Genomic DNA, 14,780 nt, shown 5'->3' with positions numbered 1-14,780 from the left:
AGCCCACGCCCAGAGCCGGACCGCGAACGGCGGCGACCACCGGCTTGTCGAGATTCGCCAGACCGAGGATCGCGCGATGCGCCTGCTGGATGCGCGCGCGCGTCGCCACCACGTCCGCAGCGCCCATCGTGTCGATATCGCCACCCGCACAGAACGCGCGGCCTTCGGCGCACAGCAGCACGGCGCGGATACGGTCATCGAGCTGCAGCTGACGAGTGATCTCGATCAGCCGGTCCTTCATCTCGTCGCTGAAGGCGTTCAAGCGCTCCGGCCTCGCCAGCACGATGCGCGCGATCCCGCCGACGATGTCGAGCCTGACCGTCATCAGCGATATCCGATCACCGAACGTGCGCCTTCGCCACGCCCCATCTGGTCCAGCGCCTCGTTGACTTGTTCAAGCGCGATGCGCTGCGTGATCAGGGCGTCGAGCTTCAGCTCGCCGCTCATGAACATCTCCGCGTACTTCGGAATATCGCGCGAGGGCACGCTACTGCCGTAGGCCGAGCCCTTGAAGTGCTTCTCGCCGAAGAAGCCGAGCACCGGCAGTTCGAGCATCGTGTCCTTCTTCGGCACGCCGACGATGACGGCGGTGCCGGTGAGGCGCGGCATGGCCCAGGCCTGCTCGATGGTTTCCTTGCGACCCAGGGCTTCGAACGCAAAATGAACGCCGCCGCCGGTCATCTTGCGCACCTGCTTGACCACGTTTTCCCCGCTCGGGTCGAGCGCATGGGTGGCGCCGACCTCGATCGCCAGCAGGCGCTTCTCCGCCACGGGATCGATGGCGATGATGGTCGTCGCGCCCGCGATGCGCGCGCCCTGGATGATCGACAGCCCCACGCCGCCGCAACCGATCACCGCGACGCTGTCGCCCGGGTTGATCTTGACCGTGTTGAGCGCGGCACCGACGCCGGTGGTCACGCCGCAGCCGATCAGGCAGGCGGTTTCCAGCGGCAGGTTGTGCTGCACCTTGACCGCGGCACCGGCCGGCACCACGGTGCGTTCGGAGAACGTGCCCAGGGCTAGCAACTGGCCGATCTCTTCGCCCCTGCTGTTTTTCAGGCGCTTGCTGCCATCGGTTTGCAGGCCCTTGGTGAGACCCCTGCTCATCTGCGCGCAGAGATAGGGCTTGCCTTCTTTGCAGAACACGCAGTTGCCGCACTGCGGGGTGAGCGAGACGATGACGTGATCGCCGACCGCGAGCTGGGTCACACCGGGGCCGACGGCTTCGACGATGCCTGCGCCTTCATGGCCGAGCACGGCGGGCAGGGTCAGGCCCAGGGTGCCGTCGCGCACCGAGTAGTCGCTGTGGCAGATGCCGCTGGCGACCCACTTGACGAGGATTTCCTTCTCGCGCGGCGCCTCCAGTTCCAGCTCCTCGATGACCAGGGGCTGGCCGATGGCATAGAGCACGGCTGCTTTGGTTTTCATGTCTTGATGTTCTCCACCGATTCGCGACCGGCTTGAATTCGTAGGCGCAAATTCGCTGCGACCCGAGGGCGGGATCAGCCGTACATGATCACGGAGCGGGCGCCGACACCGCGGCCCATCTCCTCGAACGCGCGGTTGATGTCGGTGAGCCTGATGCGCTGCGTGATCATTTCGTCCAGCAGCAGATCGCCCTTCTTGTACAGTTCGACGAAGCGCGGGATGTCCACGGCCGGCGACGAGGAGCCGTAGCAACTGCCCTGGATTTCGTATTCGGCCAGCAGGCCGGCCGCGGACAGGCGCACGGACTGATTGAGCGCGGCGATCCCGACGATGACGGCGCGCCCGGTGGGCCGGATCATGCCCCAGCACTGCTCCATCGTTTCCACCCGTCCCAGCGCCTCGAAGGCGTAGTGAACGCCCAGCCCGCCGCTGATCTTGCGCACGCTGGCCATGGGATTTTCCTCGAAGGGATTCACCGTGTGCGTGGCGCCCATGCGCAGGGCCAGCTCGCGCTTCTCCGGCATCGGATCGACCGCGATGATGATGCTCGCGCCGCCGATGCGCGCGCCCTGGATGATCGACAGGCCCACGCCGCCGCAGCCGACCACCGCGACCGCGTCGCCCGGCTTGACCTTCACGGTATTGAGCGCGGCACCGGCGCCGGTGGTGACGCCGCAGCCGATCAGGCAGGTGGATTCGAGCGCGGTATCGTGCGGCACCTTGATGGCCGAACCCGCCGGCATGACCATGTGCGAGCCGAACGAGGCCAGGCCGCACATCGCGTACACGTCCTGGCCCTCCAGCGTCTTGTGGCGCGTGGTGCCGTCGATGTAGGTGCAGTTGTTGAGCAGCGCGCCCATCTGCACGCACATGAAGTGTTTGTGCTCCTTGCACATGGCGCACTCGCCGCAACTCGGCGTCAGCGAGCCGATCACCTTGTCGCCGGGCTTCAGATGCGTCACGCCGGGGCCGACCGCCTCGACGACGCCCGCGCCCTCGTGGCCGAGCACGATCGGCATCGGCGCGCGCAGCACGCCGTGGGCAATCGAGTAGTCGCTGTGGCAGATGCCGCTGGCGACGGTCCTGACCAGGACCTCGTCCTGTTTGGGCGCAGCCAGTTCCAGTTCTTCAATCTGGAACGGCTTGCCCACCTCGCGCAGCACGGCGGCGGTAATTCGCATGGCTTGGGGTTCTCGGTCGGTTGCAGTTCTAGTCGGGCTTCAGTTCGCGTCCGCCGGCCCGCGGCGGCCGGCGACCCAGTCCGCGAAGAACGGCGGCAGGTCACGCGAGGGGCTGGAGGTGAAGCGCGGTGCGCGCTTCTCGTGGAAGGCGCGAACGCCCTCGGTGGCGTCGTGTGTCAGCGCGTGCAGCAGCGTCAGCGATTCCGCCTTGTGCGCCTCGGCCGGGTGCGCGGCCGCGCTGTTGCGCAGCAGCAGCTGGCGCGTCATGGCGATGGACACCGGTGAGCTGACTTCGATCAGCGAGCGCGCAAAGGCAACGGCGTGCGCGAGCAGCCGGTCGCCGGGCACCAGCTCGCGCAGCAGGCCGCCGTCCAGCGCTTCCTGCGCGCTCATCACGCGGGCGCGGTAACACCACTCGAGCGCGCGGCTCATGCCGACGATGCGCGGCAGGAACCAGCTCGAACAGGCTTCGAGCACGATGCCGACGCGGCCGAACACGAAGCCGATGCGCGCATCCTCGCTGGCAAAGCGCACGTCCATCGGCAGGGTGAGCGTGGCGCCGATGCCCACGCAGGGCCCATTGATCGCAGCGATCACCGGCTTGATGCAGTCGTAGATCGCCAGCGTGGAGCGGCCGCCGATGTCGCGTACGCCGCGCATGCTTTCGTCATCGAAATGAGCATCCAGTTCGGCGAGCGTGGTCGCGGCCCTGGCGGGATCGGCGAACTTGCCGAGCCCGGAGGACAAGTCCACGCCGGCACAGAACGCGCGCCCGTCGCCGGTGACGACGACGGCGCGAACCTCGTCGCGGTCGTTGACGCGGCGGAAGTAGTCCTCGATCTCCGCCGACATGGTCGCGTTGAAGGCGTTGAGCGCGCCGGGCCGGTACAGGGTGAGGATGTCGATGCCGTCCTCGTGACTCAACCGCAGGGTGTCGTAGCTCATGCGGCGGCTCCGGCGCTGTCGCGGGTGGGTGCGACCGGGCAGGAGGCCGCCGTGTGCACGGCCTGCGCGGCCAGGGTCAGGCGCTCGACCTCGAAGACCGGCTGGCCGTCGTGCAGGACCGGGGGGACGGGATGCCCGTCCAGCACGAAGCCCTCGTAGCCCCGGTCGGCCACGGCCTCGCACTGCTGCAGGTACAGCGCGAGGCCGCCGGGGTAATTCAGCATCTCGCGCGTCTTGCCGGGTACGTTGGCACCCATGTACCAGGAGTTGGTGCGCGGAAAGAGCGTCGTGTCGGCAAGGCCATTCACGACCTGTCCCCAGATGGCCTCCGCGGCCTCGGTGGTCTCGAAACGGTCGATGCCCCGCTCGCGCAGGTCGGCGAGGCAGCGCACCACCCAGTCGCCCTGCAACTCCGCGCAGCTCGGTCCGTTGCAGAAGCCGGACGGACTGTGCGGCCCGTAGAGATACAGCAGGTTCGGGAAGCCGGCGCTCGCCAGGCCCAGATAGGTGCGGGTGCCTTCGGCCCATTTCTGCTTGAGCGTCTGGCCGTGGGTGCCGCGGATGTCGATGTCGGTCAGCCCTCCGCTCACCGCGTCGAAACCGGTGGCGAGCACGATCACGTCGAAGTCCAGATCCTGGTGGCGGGTGCGGATGCCGCGCGGCGTGATTTCCTCGATGGGATCGGCGTTGAGGTCGACCAGGCGCACGTGGTCCTGATTGAAGATCTCGAAGAATCCCTGTTCCAGCGAGGGCCGCTTGGTGCCGAAGGGGTAGGGCGGGTCCATCGGCGCGAGGAGGTCGGCGATGGCCGGGTCGTGGATGCGCTGGCGGGTCTTGTCGCGCCAGAAGTCGTAGGCGGTGCGATTCACCGCTTCGTTGGTCAGCACCTCCATGTAGGTGCCGATCCAGAAATGAAAGCCGCCCTCGTCCCACAGCGCCTGGTATTTCGTGTTGCGCTCCGCCTCGCTGACGGCCATGGCCGAGCCGTCGAGCAGGTTGAAGTCGAAGCCACCGAAGGTATTGCGACGATTCGCGTAGCGCTCGCGGTAGTTCTTCTTCCACTCCGACTGGAGGGCCGGGGTCAGCGTCTGCTGACCCATGGGCAGGGCCAGGCAGGGCGTGCACTGGAACACCGTGAGCTGCGCGGCCTCGCGGCTGGCGACCTGCGCGACCTGGACCCCGCTCGCGCCGGTACCGATCACCGCAACGCGCTTGCCCCTGAAATCCAGTCCGTCCTGCGGCCAGCGCGCGGTGTGGTGGCAGGGTCCCTCGAAGCGGCCCAGTCCCTTCAGGTCCGGAATGAAGATCTTGGAACCGAAGCCTACGCAGAGCACCAGGAACTTCGCGCGCACCGACTGGCCCGGCTCGATCCGGATCTGCCACTGGTTGCATGCCGCGTCGAAACGCGCGCCGCTGACCCGCGTGTCGAACTGGATGTCGCGGCGCAGGTCCAGCTTCCGATCTACAAATTCGAAATAGCGACGCAGTTCTTCCCAGCCAGGAAAGCGCTCGCTCCAGTTCCATTCCGACCAGATTTCTTCCAGGCCGTATTCGTACATCGGCACGTGCGTATCCACGCGCGCGCCGGGGTAGCAGTTCCAGTACCAGATGCCGCCCAGTTCCGACCCCGCCTCGTAAAGACGCACGCGGAAGCCGAGCGCGCGCAGCCTGTAGAGCTGATACAGGCCGGCAAAGCCCGCGCCGACCACGACCACGTCATAGTCACTCTGATTCATGCGCTGCTCCCTGCGAGGTGGCCGACGGGACGTCAGGCGATGCCGAGCTTGGGCCGCACCCACTGCGCCATGCGCCTGATCGCGTCGTCGGCCTCGGGCGCTGCGCCGGCCAGGAAGTGGAAGACGTGCTGCATGTCCTGGAACAGATCGATCTTGATGTCGACGCCGGCCTGCTTCGCGCGCTCGGCCATGCGCCGACTGTCGTCGAGCAGGGTCTCGGCCTCGCCGACTTGGATATAGATCGGAGGCATGCCGCGGTAGTCGGTGTACAGCGGGTTGGCCAGCGGATCCTTGAGGTCGCCCTTCTCGCCGAGGAACAGGCTGCCGAGACCTCCCGAGGTGGCGCGCGAAACCAGGGCGTCGCGCTGCGCGTTGGTGTCGTAGCTCTCGCCGGAGGTATCCGCGCCCGCCCACGGCGACATCGGCATGCTGGCCGCCGGCAGGGGCAGTCCTTGCTCGCGCGCCGCCGCCATCGTCGTCACCGCGAGCGCGCCACCGGCCGAGTCGCCGGTGAAGGCGACGTCGCCGGATTTGAAGCCCTGGGTCTCCAGCAGCCAGCGGTAGGCCTTGACCATGTCGTTGACCGGTCCGGGGTGCAGGTTTTCCGGAGCGCGTCCGTAGTGAACGATCAGCGCGCGGCAGCCGACGGCCTTGGCGATATGCCCGAACAGCTTGCGGTGGGTATACATGGAACCCACCACGTAACCGCCACCGTGCGAGCACAGCAGCACCTTGTTGGTCAGCGCGCCCTTGGGCACGGCCCACATCGCGGGCACACTGCCGGCCTCGGTTTCGAGATAGTCCACGCCGCCCGGCTCGGCGGTGACATCGCCCCAGTGATCGAACAGCTTGCGCAGTTCGTCCACGCCGGCGCCAGGGTTCGCAGACATCTCGGCGACCCAGTCGCGGTACAGCTTTTCCAGTGCGAAAGATTCCTTGCTAGGCATGATTTCTCACTCCAGTGATGAGGTGTCGCGTGAACGGCGAGGCCCACGTCACTCATTCGTAATTTGAACGAATGTTAGGTAGACGAGCGTACCTGAAACGGAGCGGCTGTGGTGCCTCCTGAAGGGCGTCCGGGCCGCGCCGGGTTTCAGATCGAAATGCAGATGTTCTTGACCTCGGTGTACAGCTCGGCACCATCCTGGCCGCCTTCGCGCCCGTGGCCGCTCTGCTTGTAGCCGCCGAAGGGCGACTCGCGCCACATGGCGTTGTAGGTGTTGACCCAGACCGTGCCCGCCTTGAGCGCATGCGCCATGCGATGCGCGCGCGCCAAGTCGTTGGTCCACATGCCGGCGGCCAGTCCGTAGCTGACGTTGTTGGCCACGGCCAGCACTTCCTCCTCGGTCTTGAACGTCGAGGTGGCGACCACCGGCCCGAAGATTTCCTCCTGCGCGATGCGGTGATGCGGCTGCACGTCGGTGAACACGGTGGGGCGGAAGAAGTAGCCCTCGCTGCCGCCGGGCGTGCCACCGAGGGCCAAGGTCGCACCTTCCTTCCGGCCCAGCTCGACATAGCCGCTGACTCTCTCGAACTGCTCCTTGGACACCAGCGAGCCCATGCGCGAGGTCTTGTCGAAAGGGCTGCCGGTTTCGATTTCCTTCACCGCTGCGAGGAAGGCATCCATGAATTGGTTGTGGATGCTCTCGTGCACCAGAACGCGCGATCCGGCTGTGCACATCTGGCCCTGGTTGTAATAGATGCCGGTCGTGACGCCGCGCACGGCGCGCTTGATGTCCGCATCCTCGAACACAATGTTCGGCGACTTGCCGCCCAGCTCCAGCGAAACGCGCTTCAGCGTGTCGGCGCAGCCACGCATGATCGCCTTGCCCACCGCGGTGGAGCCGGTGAAGGTGATCTTGTCGATGCCCGGGTGCGCAACCATCGCCTTGCCGGTATCGCCGAACCCGGTCAGCACGCTGAGGATGCCCTTGGGCAGTCCCACTTCTTCGAGGATGCGCGCCAGGGCGATAGCCGTCAGCGGCGTCTGCTCGGCGGGTTTCAGAATCACCGCGTTGCCCATCGCCAGAGCCGGCGCAATCTTCATCGCCGCCATCATCAGCGGGAAGTTCCAGGGAATGATCGCGCCGACCACGCCCACCGCCTCGCGCCGTGTGTAGTCGAGGAATTTGGGCGGCACCGGCAGCACCTGTCCGGTGATCTTGTTGCTCCAGCCGCCGTAGTACTCGAATGCGCCTGCGGCGTTTTCCATGTCGCCGTACAGGGCTTCGACATAGAGCTTGCCGGTGTCCAGCGATTCCAGCGTGGCGAGCTCCTTGGCGCGCTCGCGGATGATCTGACCCACCTTCCAGAGCAGGCGGCCGCGATCCGCCGCCGGCAGACCCGCCCACTCCTTGCTGGCCAGACCCGCGTGCGCCGCTTTCACCGCGCGATCGACATCCTTCTCGCCGGCAATGGCGACTTCGCACAGTCCCTTGCGCAGCGCGGGGTTCTCGTTGGTGTAGGACGCGGCAACGGCCGGCTCCTCCCAGTGGCCGCCGATGAACAGCCTGGTGCAATCGGGCAGCGCGATGTCGTTTTCCATGGGTACCGTTCTCTCTCTCAGGTAAAGAATTTGTCGGATCGTCGGGCGCTGCGACTCGGATGACCTGGCAGCGGATCAGCGCACGACGTCGCGCAAGACCTGCTTGCGCAGTTTGCGCATGGGGATGCCCTGGCGGACGCGCACGTCCAGGCAAGCCTCGTGTCCTGCGTCGAGCAAGTCGCGCGGCACATGGGTGATGGTGGCGAGGTCGCCGAGCATCAACTGGCGCAGGCTGGAAATATTGCGCGGACGTGCCTGCATCTCGGCAAACCTCTTCGCGCCTACCGCGAGGCCGCGTAGGGCAGGCCCCAGGTATTGGCGTGGAACATCGGCACCACGGGGAGCAGGGTGTCGCGCTCGGCCAGGCCCATGACGTCGGCGATGCACAGCGCCATCGAGTGCCGATACCGGTTGCGCTGCCTCGTTGCGAGGAAAATATTGTTCGGTGCGGGTGCGTTCGAAGAAGCTTTTCAGGTTTAGCTGCATGTCGATGCCCGAAGGCGCAAGGCTCGTGCCATTGACGGAATCGAAATCCCCGTTCGAAGAGAACCCTGCAACAACCGCGTAGTGCGCGCTGCCACGCCGCGTCTGGCGCATCGGCCGCCCTGAATGCAGTGGGTCGTTCCGGAACATCTGGAACAACCACGTTCCATCCTGAAACATTTTGCCGCCGGGATGCCAGCAGGTGCATGGGCGCGAACAGGACTCGTCGCCGGATACAAAGCCCGTCGGTGGGCGCACTCTGCGCCAGCGTCCGGCATCAAGTGGGTCGCCCGCATGTGCATGGCACGGCGGTTGCGGATTCGCGTTGACTGTCCTTCAAGAAAATCGATGCGAAGCCATTCGCGCGACAAGCCCCGATGAGAGCGACGAGATTGATGACCGAGCGATTACTGTTTCCCCACGAGCGCCTGCCTGCGGTGGCGGAGACGCTGCGCCACCAGGTTCGCGCGTTCCTGCGCGAAGAACTGGCGGCGGGCCACTTCCTGCCCGCAAGTGATTCCTGGATGAATGCCTCGCCGGAATTCTCGCGCAAGCTCGGCCGCGCCGGCTGGCTGGGCATGACCTGGCCCAGGAAGTACGGCGGGGCGGAGCGCAGCTCGCTGGAACGCTATGTCCTCACCGAGGAACTGCTTTCGGCCGGCGCGCCGGTGGGCGCGCACTGGATATCGGACCGGCAGACCGGCCCTATGCTGCTGCGCTACGGCACCGAGGAACAGCGCCTGCGCTTCATGCCGGGAATCGCGCGCGGCGAATGCTTTTTCGCCATCGGCATGAGCGAGCCCGATGCGGGCTCCGATCTGGCCGCCGTGCGTACCCGCGCCGATCGGGTGGACGGCGGCTGGCGCCTGAACGGCCGCAAGATCTGGAGCAGCTTTGCGCACGATGCGCATTGCATGATCGTGCTGTGCCGAACCTCCCCCAAGGAGGACGATCGCCACGCCGGGCTCAGCCAGTTGCTGGTGGAACTGGACTCGCCGGGCATCCAGATGCGCCCGATCCTCAATCTCACCGGTCATCACCACTTCAACGAGGTGGTGTTCGACGATGTGCTGGTGCCGGACGCGCGCGTGATCGGTGACATCGGCGGGGGCTGGAAGCAGGTGGTCAGTGAACTCGCCTACGAACGCAGCGGGCCGGAACGCTTTCTCAGCTACTACCCGGTGCTCGCCAGCCTGCTCGGCCCGCTGGCGGCGCAGATCGGCGAGTCGGACGGTCCGCTGACCACGGCGGTCGGCGCGCTGGTCACGCAGCTCGCGACCCTCCGGCAGATGTCGCTGTCGGTCGCCGGTCGCCTGCAGCTTGGCGCTTCGCTGGAAATCGAGGCCGCGGTGGTCAAGGACCTCGGCACGCGCTTCGAGCGCCTTTTGCCGGAACAGGCGCGCCTGATTGCCGCCGCCGCGGGAATGCCACTGCACGAAGGCGAGTTCGGCCGGCTGCTGGCGGAGGCCGTGCTGCGCGCGCCCTCGTCAACTTTGCGTGGTGGTACCAACGAAATCCTGCGCGGTGCAATTGCAAGAGGACTGGGACTGAGATGAGCGAATCGACCGAACTGCTGTTGCAGACTGCCCACCGCATCTTCACCGACCTCAGCACGGTCGAGCAGGTGAACCGCCTGGAACAGGGCGAGTGGGCCCAGGTTCTGTGGGATGCGCTGGAACAGAATGGGCTCGCCAACGCACTGTTGCCGATGGCCTGCGGCGGCAGCGACCTGGACCTCGGCGACGGTGTGGCCCTGCTCAAGGTCGCGGGCTACCACGCCGCTCCGGTGCCGCTGGCCGAACACTGGCTTGCCGGCCTGGCGCTGGTCGACGCGGGACAGTCCTTGCCCGGCGGTGCCTTGACGATTGCGCCGCCCGATGCCGCGAGCGGCCCGTTGCCGGGTACACACAAGCGCGTGCCCTGGGGCCGCAGCCTGCCGGTCGTCGCGCTCGGCGGCGTCGATGGCCAACGGCGTCTGAGGCTGTATCCGCGAGCGCTGGTCATCAAGCAAGGTGCCAATCTCGCTGGCGAACCGAGTGACGAACTGAACCTTGCGGGTTCCGAATTCAGTCTCGATGTGACCTCGTCCATCGACGCCATGCCCTGGCTCGCGCGAGGCGCGCTGATGCGCAGCGCGCAGATGGCCGGCGCCTTGCAGCGTTGCCTCGCGCTGGCTTCCGCGTATGTGCTGGAGCGCAAGCAGTTCGGCCGCCCGCTTGCGGCATTCCAGGCGATCCAGCAGGAGCTGGCCCTGTTGGCTGCGGAAGTGGCGGCGGTGGATGCTGCGGTGGATGCAGCGGCCGACGCTGCCCAGTACGGTCACAGTGTCGGCGACGCCCTGTTCGACATCGCGGTGGCCAAGGCGCGCGCCAGCATGGCGGTGGAATCGGCGACCCGGATTGCACACCAGGTGCATGGCGCGATGGGCTTCACCTACGAACACCGCCTGCACCACTACACCAAGCGGCTGTGGAGCTGGCGCGACGACTTCGGCACCGAGGTGTACTGGAACACGCTGCTCGGCAGGAAGGCGCTGGAAGTGGGAGGCGAGGGGCTGTGGCCTTTCATCACCCGGCTCGGCAGCACCGCAAACGCCTGAACCGCGCACACCCCGATCGCTGCAACGGAGAAACAACATGATCCTGAACCACGAAAAAATCATTCGTGAAAACGTCGCCGCGGGCTACTGGGGGACGCGGACGTTGGTCGATGCCTTTCGCGAACAGGTGGCCGCGTACGGCGATCGCATGGCGGTGATCGATCCGGCCGATCGCGTGGCTCTGGTCGGGACCGCGCCGCAGCAGAAGACCTGGGCGCAGATCGGCGCGGCGGCAGAGGCCATCGCCAGCCGTCTGCTGGAGCTGGGCCTGAACAAGGATGAGGTGGTCATCATCCAGTTGCCCAATGTCTGGGAACTCATCGCGCTGTATTTCGGCGTCAGCATGGCCGGCGGAATTCCTTCGCCGCTGGCCATGCAGTGGCGCCAGCACGAGCTCGGACACGTTGCCGAAACCACGGCCGCCCGCTTCTACATCGCAGCCGACTCGTTCAAGGGCACGGAGTATCTGGGCCTGGTGGACAAGCTGCGTGGCGCGCACCGGATCGAGCATCGCATCGGTCTTGCGGAACTGACGAGGTGGGCCAGTGGCGCATCGAAGCCTGGCCTGCTGTCACAGGTCTCGCTCGACGCCAATGATGTGTTCACGCTGTGCTGGACCTCCGGCACCGAGTCGCTGCCCAAGGGCACGCCGCTGTCGCACAACAACTGGTTCTTTCAGTCCGGTCGCGTGCTGGCACTCGTCGACGTGCGGGATGGTGATCGCATTCTCTGCGCCGCGCCCATCGTCAACATGACCGGGGTCGGCGCGATGCTGCTGCCCTGGCTGTTCCGTGCCGGCACCCTGATCCTGCATCACCCGCTGAACCTGGACCTGTTTGTCAGGCAGCTCGCGACGGAGAACGTGCAGTTTTCCAGCCTGGTGCCGGCCATGCTCAACATGATCTGCAAGCTGCCGAACGTGGACCAGATCGACCTGAGTCACATCCGTACTTTGGCAGTCGGCTCGGCGCCGCCTTCGGCCTACGCGATCCAGGAATTCAAGCGCCGCTGGGACATCGAGATCATCAACCTCTGGGGCCAGAACGAGGGCACTGCGCTGGTCGCCGGGCCGCATGATGTGCCCGACCCGTCGCAGCGCGTCGATCACCTGCCATGGTGGGGCCGCGAGGGCGTGCAGTGGGCGTCGGCCATTCCCGGCGTGCAGGTCAAGATCGTCGGCGAGGATGGCGCGCTCGTGACCGAGCCCGGCGGCGTGGGCGAACTGGCATACAGGGGGCCGAACGTCTTTCCAGGCTACTTCAATCAGCCCGACGTCAATGCTCGATCCTTCGACGCCGACGGCTACTTCTACACCGGCGACACATTCAAGATCCTGGAAGGCAATTTCCTCAGCTTCTTCGATCGCAAGAAGGACATCATCATCCGCGGCGGTTTCAACATCAGCGCCGCCGAAGTGGAGAACATGGCGCTGGGACATCCGGCCATTGCCGACTGCGCGGCCATCGCGGTGCCGGACGAGATCATGGGCGAGAAGGTCTGCCTCTGCGTGGTGGCGCGTGACACTCGGCTTCCGCCGACGCTGGGCGAGGTCACCGGATGGATGCGCGAGCAGGGCTTCGGCAGCTACAAGCTCCCTGAATCGCTGCGTGTGGTCGAGGTCATTCCGCGCAACCCGGTCGGCAAGATCCTCAAGCGCGAGTTGCGCGAGGCCACCATTTCCTAGGACTCGCGATTACTGCATGGCGCTCGCGCCCCGGGGCATCGGATGCATCGTCGAATCGGCGGCGTCCGTGTCCGCAGTCAGGACCTCAACGAGGTCGTACTCGATCAGCCGGCGGTACAGCGTCGTGCGCGAGATGCCCAGGCGTTGCGCTGCGTGGCCGCGATTGCCACGCTCGGCGCTCAGGGCCGCGAGGATGGCCTGACGCTCGGCGTGTCGGAGGGACTGGGGGCGTTCCACCTGAAGCCCCTGCGCGGGATCCGGCCGATCCAGCTGGCTGCGCAAAGGTTCGGGAAGGTCGGGCATGTCGAGTTCGTGACGGTCGCTCATGACCGCCATCTGCTCGACCAGGTTGTGCATCTCGCGCAGATTGCCGGGGAATGAATAGCGTTTCAGCGCGGCGATGAGCCGCGGGCTCAGGGATCGGTCCAGGCCGTGACGCCGCGCCAGCTCGTCGAGGCAGTGCGCGATGTAGCGATCCATGTCCTCCCTGCGTTCGCGCAGCGGCGGCAGGACAAGGCTGACGTGAAAGCGGTAGAACAGATCGTCGCGGAACTGCGCGCGTTCCATCTGTGTGCGCAGTGAACGGTTGGTCGCGGCGATGATCCTGACGTCGATGGGCCGGCTGCTCGCACTGCCCAATCGAACCAGGTCCTTGCACTCGAGCACGCGCAGCAGGTAGGGCTGCAGGTCCAGCGGCAGTTCACCCAGCTCATCCAGAAACAAGGTGCCGCCGTGGGCCTGCTCGAACTTGCCGGCGTGGCCGCCGCGGCGCGCGCCGGTGAACGCCCCCTCCGTGTGGCCGAACAGCTCGCTCGCCAGCAGCTCGCGCGGAATCGCGCCGCAGTTCACCGCGACGAAGGGCTTGCCGCTCCGGGCGCTGCACTGATGAATCTCGTGCGCCAGCAACTCCTTGCCGGTACCGGTTTCGCCTTCGATCAGCACGGGAATATCGAGTGCGGCGACCCGCTCGGCCTGCTCCAGCGCGCGGCGCATACCGGGGCTGCGATGCCCGGCCAGGCGCGGATCGCGGACACCATGCCCGGTGTCGGTGGTACTTCCGGACGCTGCCATGGGGCGGGCGGGCGGTCGAAACGGAATGATGACCACGGACCCCTCGCGACGGCCATCCAGGATCAGGGGTTGCACCCAGTCCGGGGCGATCCACGGCGGCAGCGTCGAGTCGCAGCGATCGTCAATCATGCCCCGTGCAGCCAGGCCCTCATCGAGCGCCGCACCGCGCTTCAGCGGCAGGGTGATGCCTCGGCGGGCCAGGGCCAGCGGTGCATTCTCGTTCCAGCGCAGCAGACGGTCGCGGCGGTCGAGCAGCAGGAGGCCGTCGTGCGCGCGATGTGCGTAGCGATCCAGGTAGCTTTCCAGCAGGAAGTGCTGCCGCTTCATTTCGCGGCCGTACAGGTTGGCCTCGATGCGCCTGGCGGCGGAAATCACCAGGGGCAGGGCATGCCGGTCGAGCTGCGCTTCGCTGTACGAAATGTCGAGTGCACCCAGCAGCCGCTCGTCGAGCGGGTCCTTGACCAGGCTGGCGGCGCAGGTCCAGCGCTTGATGCCCTCGCAGAAATGCTCCGGTCCGTTGAGCTGGATCGGCCGGTCCGCCGTGATGGCGGTGCCTACGGCATTGGTGCCGCACACGTCCTCATGCCAGATGCCGCCCGGGATGATGTTGGCGTCGAGTCCGAGATCCAGGATCTTGCGCGAGCCGCGCGATTCCAGGATCAGGCCGCTGGGGCTGCACAGCAGGACGATGACACCGGCCTCGTGCAACAGTCGCTCGGTTTCGCACAGGACCGGAATCGCCGATTCGATCAGTTCGCTGTGGGCCAGTCGGGCGCTGGCCAGTCGATCAGGATCGACCGGTGCCTTGCTCAACTTCGGGTCCACCTGATGCAGGTGGCTGCGCTGCCAGGACGCCAGCACCAGATGACGCAAGCCCTCGTCCGGCACCGGCTCACCGCTGAGAAACGCTTCCCAAGCGCGGGTGATTTTCAGGGACTGACCCCGATCCATCACGGGCGATGCGCTGCGGTGGTTCATGGTCTGCTCCTGAGCTGACGCGGTGCGACGGAATACCTTGTGTCCCTGCTGATCAGCAAGTGTCCTCGAATCAGCGCACCTTGATGCAGGCTGCGCTGCGACTCCGGTCGCGGGTGCAGCGTGTAGGGTC

The 14,780-nt window shown here is 66.4% G+C and carries 12 protein-coding genes; 3 read left to right on the top strand and 9 right to left on the bottom strand.

Going from position 1 to position 14,780, the window contains the following annotated elements; all coding sequences use genetic code 11:
• The 8 genes from Q0D45_RS04290 to Q0D45_RS04255 all read right to left on the bottom strand — a co-directional run.
• A partial coding sequence (locus Q0D45_RS04290; protein ID WP_293389030.1) for an enoyl-CoA hydratase/isomerase family protein occupies positions 1-325 on the bottom strand: 325 nt, incomplete at its 3' end.
• Complete coding sequence (locus Q0D45_RS04285) at positions 325-1,428, bottom strand: Zn-dependent alcohol dehydrogenase (RefSeq protein ID WP_293389027.1); 1,104 nt, start codon at positions 1,426-1,428, stop codon at positions 325-327. The genes Q0D45_RS04285 and Q0D45_RS04290, both read right to left, overlap by 1 nt.
• A 74-nt stretch (positions 1,429-1,502) precedes the next feature.
• The gene (locus tag Q0D45_RS04280; protein WP_293389024.1) at positions 1,503-2,591 is read right to left on the bottom strand and encodes a Zn-dependent alcohol dehydrogenase; all 1,089 of its coding nucleotides are present in this window, start codon (positions 2,589-2,591) and stop codon (positions 1,503-1,505) included.
• A 57-nt stretch (positions 2,592-2,648) separates the two neighbouring features.
• Positions 2,649-3,554: an enoyl-CoA hydratase-related protein gene (locus Q0D45_RS04275; RefSeq protein WP_293389022.1), complete on the bottom strand. Its 906-nt coding sequence runs from the start codon at positions 3,552-3,554 to the stop codon at positions 2,649-2,651.
• Positions 3,551-5,290 carry an NAD(P)/FAD-dependent oxidoreductase gene (locus Q0D45_RS04270; RefSeq protein ID WP_293389019.1) on the bottom strand — a complete coding sequence of 580 codons (1,740 nt, stop codon included), beginning with the start codon at positions 5,288-5,290 and terminating at the stop codon, positions 3,551-3,553. Before Q0D45_RS04270 ends, Q0D45_RS04275 begins: the two co-directional genes overlap by 4 nt.
• Before the next feature lie 32 nt (positions 5,291-5,322).
• Entirely contained in the window at positions 5,323-6,237 is a 915-nt protein-coding gene (locus Q0D45_RS04265) for an alpha/beta hydrolase (protein WP_293389016.1), read from the bottom strand.
• A 146-nt stretch (positions 6,238-6,383) separates the two neighbouring features.
• Entirely contained in the window at positions 6,384-7,835 is a 1,452-nt protein-coding gene (locus Q0D45_RS04260; protein ID WP_293389013.1) for an aldehyde dehydrogenase family protein, read from the bottom strand.
• A gap of 75 nt (positions 7,836-7,910) precedes the next feature.
• Positions 7,911-8,477, bottom strand: a complete 567-nt coding sequence (locus Q0D45_RS04255) for a hypothetical protein (RefSeq protein WP_293389010.1) — start codon at positions 8,475-8,477, stop codon at positions 7,911-7,913.
• A gap of 236 nt (positions 8,478-8,713) precedes the next feature.
• Between Q0D45_RS04255 and Q0D45_RS04250 the strand changes: the two genes are divergently transcribed.
• The 3 genes from Q0D45_RS04250 to Q0D45_RS04240 are packed head-to-tail and all read left to right on the top strand — an operon-like array spanning position 8,714 to position 12,601.
• Positions 8,714-9,874: an acyl-CoA dehydrogenase family protein gene (locus Q0D45_RS04250; RefSeq protein ID WP_293389007.1), complete on the top strand. Its 1,161-nt coding sequence runs from the start codon at positions 8,714-8,716 to the stop codon at positions 9,872-9,874.
• The gene (locus Q0D45_RS04245) at positions 9,871-10,917 is read left to right on the top strand and encodes an acyl-CoA dehydrogenase family protein (RefSeq protein ID WP_293389004.1); all 1,047 of its coding nucleotides are present in this window, start codon (positions 9,871-9,873) and stop codon (positions 10,915-10,917) included. Before Q0D45_RS04250 ends, Q0D45_RS04245 begins: the two co-directional genes overlap by 4 nt.
• A gap of 37 nt (positions 10,918-10,954) precedes the next feature.
• Positions 10,955-12,601 carry a class I adenylate-forming enzyme family protein gene (locus Q0D45_RS04240; RefSeq protein WP_293389001.1) on the top strand — a complete coding sequence of 549 codons (1,647 nt, stop codon included), beginning with the start codon at positions 10,955-10,957 and terminating at the stop codon, positions 12,599-12,601.
• A gap of 9 nt (positions 12,602-12,610) precedes the next feature.
• On the opposite strand, the gene Q0D45_RS04235 is transcribed toward Q0D45_RS04240, so the two are convergent.
• Positions 12,611-14,650: a sigma 54-interacting transcriptional regulator gene (locus tag Q0D45_RS04235; RefSeq protein WP_293388998.1), complete on the bottom strand. Its 2,040-nt coding sequence runs from the start codon at positions 14,648-14,650 to the stop codon at positions 12,611-12,613.
• Positions 14,651-14,780: the final 130 nt, after the last annotated feature.

The sequence above is a fragment of the Nevskia sp. genome (genome assembly GCF_023266035.1).
In the GTDB taxonomy this organism is placed as follows: domain Bacteria; phylum Pseudomonadota; class Gammaproteobacteria; order Nevskiales; family Nevskiaceae; genus Nevskia.
The sequence above is the reverse complement of the archived record's forward strand: the minus strand, read 5'-3'. Positions and strand labels throughout refer to the sequence as shown.

Bases quoted from the DNA above. Each gene is read 5' to 3' on its own strand.
- Q0D45_RS04285 (WP_293389027.1), bottom strand. From the start codon at position 1,428: ATGAAAACCAAAGCAGCCGTGCTCTATGCCATCGGCCAGCCCCTGGTC.
- Q0D45_RS04275 (WP_293389022.1), bottom strand. From the start codon at position 3,554: ATGAGCTACGACACCCTGCGGTTGAGTCACGAGGACGGCATCGACATC.
- Q0D45_RS04270 (WP_293389019.1), bottom strand. From the start codon at position 5,290: ATGAATCAGAGTGACTATGACGTGGTCGTGGTCGGCGCGGGCTTTGCC.
- Q0D45_RS04265 (WP_293389016.1), bottom strand. From the start codon at position 6,237: ATGCCTAGCAAGGAATCTTTCGCACTGGAAAAGCTGTACCGCGACTGG.
- Q0D45_RS04260 (WP_293389013.1), bottom strand. From the start codon at position 7,835: ATGGAAAACGACATCGCGCTGCCCGATTGCACCAGGCTGTTCATCGGC.
- Q0D45_RS04250 (WP_293389007.1), top strand. From the start codon at position 8,714: ATGACCGAGCGATTACTGTTTCCCCACGAGCGCCTGCCTGCGGTGGCG.
- Q0D45_RS04245 (WP_293389004.1), top strand. From the start codon at position 9,871: ATGAGCGAATCGACCGAACTGCTGTTGCAGACTGCCCACCGCATCTTC.
- Q0D45_RS04240 (WP_293389001.1), top strand. From the start codon at position 10,955: ATGATCCTGAACCACGAAAAAATCATTCGTGAAAACGTCGCCGCGGGC.
- Q0D45_RS04235 (WP_293388998.1), bottom strand. From the start codon at position 14,650: ATGAACCACCGCAGCGCATCGCCCGTGATGGATCGGGGTCAGTCCCTG.